This is a genomic window from Candidatus Krumholzibacteriia bacterium, assembly GCA_029865265.1.
Taxonomy (GTDB): Bacteria; Krumholzibacteriota; Krumholzibacteriia; order WVZY01; family JAKEHA01; genus JAKEHA01.
In genome coordinates, this window is record JAOUHG010000082.1 from 1 (window position 1) to 4,791 (window position 4,791).

Below are 4,791 nucleotides of genomic sequence, written 5' to 3' on the forward strand. Positions count from 1 at the left end.
AGCCCGGTCTTCATGCCACAGCACGCGCCAGCGCTCGTCGGTCGCGACGCCGTTCGTGCCGGGTACCGGCAGGTCTTCGACACCATCAAGCTGAACGTCCGGTTCGAGATTCACGAGATCCAGGAGGCTGGTGACTGGGCATGGGCGCGCACCAGTTCGGCGGGCCGCACCAAGATGCTCGCAGCGGGGATTGAGGTCACCGAAGGCAACAACGAGCTGTTCGTGTTTCGACGCGAGGGCGGCGCCTGGCGCATTCACCGGTACTTGTTCGCCACCAACCAGCCTCGGGCCTGAGCCCGCGGAAGCACGAGCCACTCACATCCAATCCAGCGCTTCAGAAAGGCCAAGAATGAAGAAATTCCCACTCGTTCCGGCAATCGTCGTCACCGTAGCCCTGTTCGCCATCGGCGCCTCGAGCTTCGCACAAGGCTCGGCGGACACCGCGGTTGGGGTCGTCCAATCACCCGTCATCGGCCGTGCTCTGAAGGACTACGTGCCGGTGCTACGGTCGGCGCTCGACCGCGCCTGGGCCGTCGATCCGAAGGAAGGGGTCGAGACACGAAAGGTCGCCGACGGTGTGTTTGTCGTCACCGACGGCGTCTGGCAATCAGCCTTCGTCGTCACGGATGCAGGGGTGATCGTGTTCGACGCGCCCGAGACGTACGCCGCCAAGATCCGGGCTGAGATTGCCGCCGTGACCAGGCAGCCGATCACTACCCTCGTCTACACCCATATTCACAAGGATCACATCGGTGGCTCGGCGGCCTTCAAAGACATCAAGGGACTCGAGATTGTGGCGTTGACGGGCGTCGCCGAGTTTCTGGCTGAGAAGAACGATCCTGCCCGTTTGAAGCCCACCAGGACGTTCGATGATCAGGTGGTGCTCGCGCGAGGGGGAACGCGCATCGAGCTGCGGGCCGCGCACTACCATTCGGACGAGGGCGACCTCATCGTCTACATACCGCGGGCGCGCTTCCTGATGGCGATCGACACGCTAGCGCCGGGGTACGGCCCCTTCCAGGGCTTCGACATCACGTCGAACTTCCACGAGTACGTGCACGTCTTCGACGCGCTCCTCGAGTACGACTTCGATGTCTTCGTCGGCGGTCACCTGACCCATCCCGGAAACAGAGCCGACGTGGAGGTGGCCCGCGAGTTCACACGAGACGTCTACGAGACCGTCAAGCGCGTTCACGGGCAGACCGACCTCATGGGCGTGTTCGGCGAAACGGCCACGCAGATCGGCGGCTTTGACAACAAGTACCTGCTCTTCAAGCGATTCCTCGACGTGGTGACCGAGCGCGCGACGGCGGAAATCGAGCAGCGCTGGATGGGCCGCCTCGCTGGTATCGACGTGTTTGCCGAAGACCACGTTCGAACCGCGCTGCTCTACGTGCGTTGGGATGACTGAATCCAGCGACACGCCAACACTCCGGGTTGGGGCAGGCATGACGTGGCGCTCCGCAAGGAGCCATACGTGATCGAAAGGAAAGGTGTCATGGAGAACAAGACAATCTGGCAACTCGACCCCGCCCACACGACCGTGGAGTTCGCCGTCAAACACATGATGTTCACGACGGTTCGCGGCCGGTTCAGGAGCTTCACCGGGGTGGTCGACATCAACGACCGCCACCCCGAACAGTCTCGGGTGGAGGTCACCATCGATGCGTCAAGCCTCGACACGGGCGTCGCCGCCCGGGATGCGCACCTGCGATCGGCCGACTTCCTGGACGTCGAGCATCACCAGCAGATCACCTTTCGCACCACGCGTGTGGACGGCGCGTACACGGACGAGGGTGACCGCTTCACGATCGTCGGCGAGCTCGAGATTCGCGGGACACGCAGGCCCGTGACATTGAACGCCACCTTTGGAGGGCGTGGGACTGATCCCTGGGGCCAGCGGCGAGTCGGTTTTACCGCATCAACCGACATCGATCGCCGCGACTGGGGGCTGCGCTGGAACCAGGCGCTCGAAACCGGAGGCGTGCTCGTGGCCAACACGGTCACGATCGAGATCGAAGCGCAAGCCGTGGAACTGGAACAGGCTGAACCACAGACGGTGGCGGCTGTCGTGTCATAGTCGTCGGTGCAGAGCGGCGCTGATCGACGCGCGCTGGTCGGCTGAGCGACGTGGCCTCGAGAGGAGGGGCTGAGATGGCGAGGACGATGCGCGCGGTGGTGCTGACCGAACCCGGTCCCGTGGAGAACCTGGTGCTCAGGGAGATCCCAGTACCAGACCCGCCGCCGGGCTGGGTGCGGATTGCGGTCCGCGCGTTCGGCCTGAACCGGTCGGAACTCCATACGCGTCTGGGACTCGCGGAAGGCGTCACGTTTCCGCGCGTCCTCGGCATCGAAGCGGCGGGTGTCGTCGACGTCGCCAACGGCACGGACCTGCAGGCCGGCCAACAGGTGGCGACCTTGATGGGCGGCATGGGACGGACCTTCGACGGCGGCTACGCCGAGTACACCGTCGTGCCGCGTCGCCAGGTCATCCCCTTCCGCTCCACGCTGCCCTGGCACGTCCTCGGCGCGGTGCCCGAGACCCTGCAAACGGCCTACGGCTCGCTGACCATCGGTCTGGACCTGCGGCGCGGACAGTCGTTGCTCATTCGCGGCGGCACCTCGTCGGTCGGCCTCGCCGCAGCCACGATCGCCAAGGACCTCGGGGCGACGGTGCTGTCCACGACGCGCCAGCCTGACCGTGCGGACGCCCTGAAGGCGCATGGCGTCGACCACCCCATTGTCGACACGGGTCAGGTCGCGCCGACGGTGCGCGACCTCGTTCCGGAGGGCGTGGATGCCGCACTGGAACTCGTGGGCACGCCGACGCTGCCGGATACGCTCGCCTCCACGCGCATCCACGGCACCGTCTGCTTTACCGGCATGCTCTCGAATCAGTGGATCGTGCCGAACTTCTATCCGATCGCCTATTTGCCTCGGGGTGTACGGCTGACGGCCTACGGCGGTGGCAGCGGTGACCTCCCCGCAGAGGTGCTGCAGCGCTATCTCGATCGGCTCGCGGTCGGCGACGTCAGCCTGGGTCCTGTCCGATCCTATGCCTTCGACCAGCTCCGCCAGGCACACACGGACATGGAACAGAACCGGACCTTCGGCAAGATGGTCGTCACAATCTCGCCGTAGGAGCAACCGACACGCTGGTGTGAGGCCGTCTCACCGGGCCCCAGCGCGGACAACGTTGCCGGCCTGTCGCGTTTCGCATGTGGGTGCCGGATTGATTTGGCTATACACCCGAGACGTATCGTCTTGAAGGGCTGGCGGTAGCAAGACCGTACGGGTTCGAGTCCCCCCTTCCGCACCGATAACTCACGCCGATTCGTGACTCGTGACCCTGGTCAAGTAGCCGGGTGATTCTCCGTGGACTGCCGGCCGAGACGGATACTGGCCCGCCGCTCGCCCCCTTGAGACCGTGTTATAGTTGACATGAAGAATGTTTGCATGCATATTAAGTAGAAGTGGTGGTTCTTCTCGATGAGCCGCTCCACACCGCGCCGCGCCTTGATTTCGCTCCTGCAAGCGACCGGCAGGATTCGGCGACAGTTCGGGGATGTCTTCGGCTCCGAGGGAATCGGGGAATCGCAGTACAACATTCTGCGGATCCTCCAGGGGGCAGGGGAGCCGGTGGCGATCATGACGATTCGGGATCGCATGCTCAACCCTCAGCCTTCAATTACCAGGCTGATCGATCGACTGGTCAAGCGCGGCCTGGTACGCCGTACGCCGTGCGGCTCGGACCGGCGTCGCGTGGAATGCACCATCACTGCCGCGGGGCTCGGCGTGTTGGACCGACTGGAGGGGCCGATCGATGCGCGGGACCGGGAGGTGATGGCCAGGCTCTCGAGCGACGACCTCGAGCAGCTGGTGGCCCTGCTGGAGCGAGTTGGCGAGCAGGAGTGAACCCCTTTTTTCTGACAATAGTTCGCATGCAAATTATCGACGGGGGGAACCGCGGCACGCCAGGACTAATCGAATCATGGAGGACACAATGAGCTCATTCACAGTCAAGGACACGATGCTCGCGCTCATCGATCACCAGACAGGCACGAATCAATGGGCAGTGACGACACCACTTGAGACTCTTGAGCGCAACGTTCTGGCACTGGCCAAGTTCGCGGCGGGTGTCGGCATCCCTGTCGTGCTGACTTCGAGCCAGGAACAGAAGGCGCAGGGGCCTCTCATGCCGGAACTGCGGACAGTCCTCCCCGAGGCGTTCGAGCGCCGCATTCAGCGCTCCGGCATCGTCAACGCGTGGGACCAGGACGAGTTCGTCCAAGCGTGCAAAGCAACCGGCCGGAAGAACATTGTCATGGCCGGTGTAACCACTGAGGTGTGCGTGGTCGCTCCGGCGCTCAGCGCGGTTGAGGATGGCCACAGTGTCAAGGTCGTGTGCGACGCGTGCGGATCTCCCAACCAGTTGTCAGAAGAAATCGCATGGCGACGAATGGAACACGGGGGCGTCGGACTGACCACGCTCAACGCCATTGTTGCGGAACTCGCCAAGGACTGGTCCACGCACGAGGGCAAGATCGCTCATGCGATTCTCCAACCAGCATGAACGTCAGCCTGGTTTGCGAAGCGGGCGCCGCCGAGGGTGAAGGCCGACCGGCATGACTGACCCGATAGCGATTCTGATCAGCCACCGCGTTGCCGCCGGGCGGAAGGCAGACTACGTCGCGCACCACGACAAGCTCGCGGAGCTGGGCAAGGGCGTTGATGGGTACGGTGGCGTCGCGCTGTTCCCTCCCGAGGATCCCAACTCCCGCGAGTACACCG

Annotated in this window: 6 protein-coding genes; all 6 read left to right on the plus strand. The window is 64.1% G+C overall.

Translation table 11 applies throughout. The annotated features are described in order from the left end of the window. Positions 1-294: nuclear transport factor 2 family protein (locus tag OEX18_15680; protein MDH4338703.1), on the plus strand; the 294-nt coding region annotated here is incomplete at its 5' end. A 55-nt stretch (positions 295-349) separates the two neighbouring features. Further along, positions 350-1,411, plus strand: a complete 1,062-nt coding sequence (locus tag OEX18_15685; protein ID MDH4338704.1) for an MBL fold metallo-hydrolase — start codon at positions 350-352, stop codon at positions 1,409-1,411. Between the two features lie 87 nt (positions 1,412-1,498). Beyond that, positions 1,499-2,080, plus strand: coding sequence for a YceI family protein (locus tag OEX18_15690; GenBank protein MDH4338705.1), 582 nt, complete (start codon positions 1,499-1,501; stop codon positions 2,078-2,080). 86 nt (positions 2,081-2,166) lie between these two features. Next, the gene (locus OEX18_15695; GenBank protein MDH4338706.1) at positions 2,167-3,141 is read left to right on the plus strand and encodes a zinc-binding alcohol dehydrogenase family protein; all 975 of its coding nucleotides are present in this window, start codon (positions 2,167-2,169) and stop codon (positions 3,139-3,141) included. 348 nt (positions 3,142-3,489) lie between these two features. Further along, a complete protein-coding gene (locus OEX18_15700) occupies positions 3,490-3,915 on the plus strand; it encodes a MarR family transcriptional regulator (protein ID MDH4338707.1) in 426 nt (141 codons plus the stop codon). A gap of 88 nt (positions 3,916-4,003) precedes the next feature. Then, positions 4,004-4,573, plus strand: coding sequence for an isochorismatase family protein (locus OEX18_15705; protein ID MDH4338708.1), 570 nt, complete (start codon positions 4,004-4,006; stop codon positions 4,571-4,573). Positions 4,574-4,791: the final 218 nt, after the last annotated feature.

Coding starts and splice junctions, on each gene's coding strand:
- OEX18_15685 (MDH4338704.1), top strand. CDS start 350: ATGAAGAAATTCCCACTCGTTCCGGCAATCGTCGTCACCGTAGCCCTG.
- OEX18_15705 (MDH4338708.1), top strand. CDS start 4,004: ATGAGCTCATTCACAGTCAAGGACACGATGCTCGCGCTCATCGATCAC.
- OEX18_15700 (MDH4338707.1), top strand. CDS start 3,490: ATGAGCCGCTCCACACCGCGCCGCGCCTTGATTTCGCTCCTGCAAGCG.
- OEX18_15690 (MDH4338705.1), top strand. CDS start 1,499: ATGGAGAACAAGACAATCTGGCAACTCGACCCCGCCCACACGACCGTG.
- OEX18_15695 (MDH4338706.1), top strand. CDS start 2,167: ATGCGCGCGGTGGTGCTGACCGAACCCGGTCCCGTGGAGAACCTGGTG.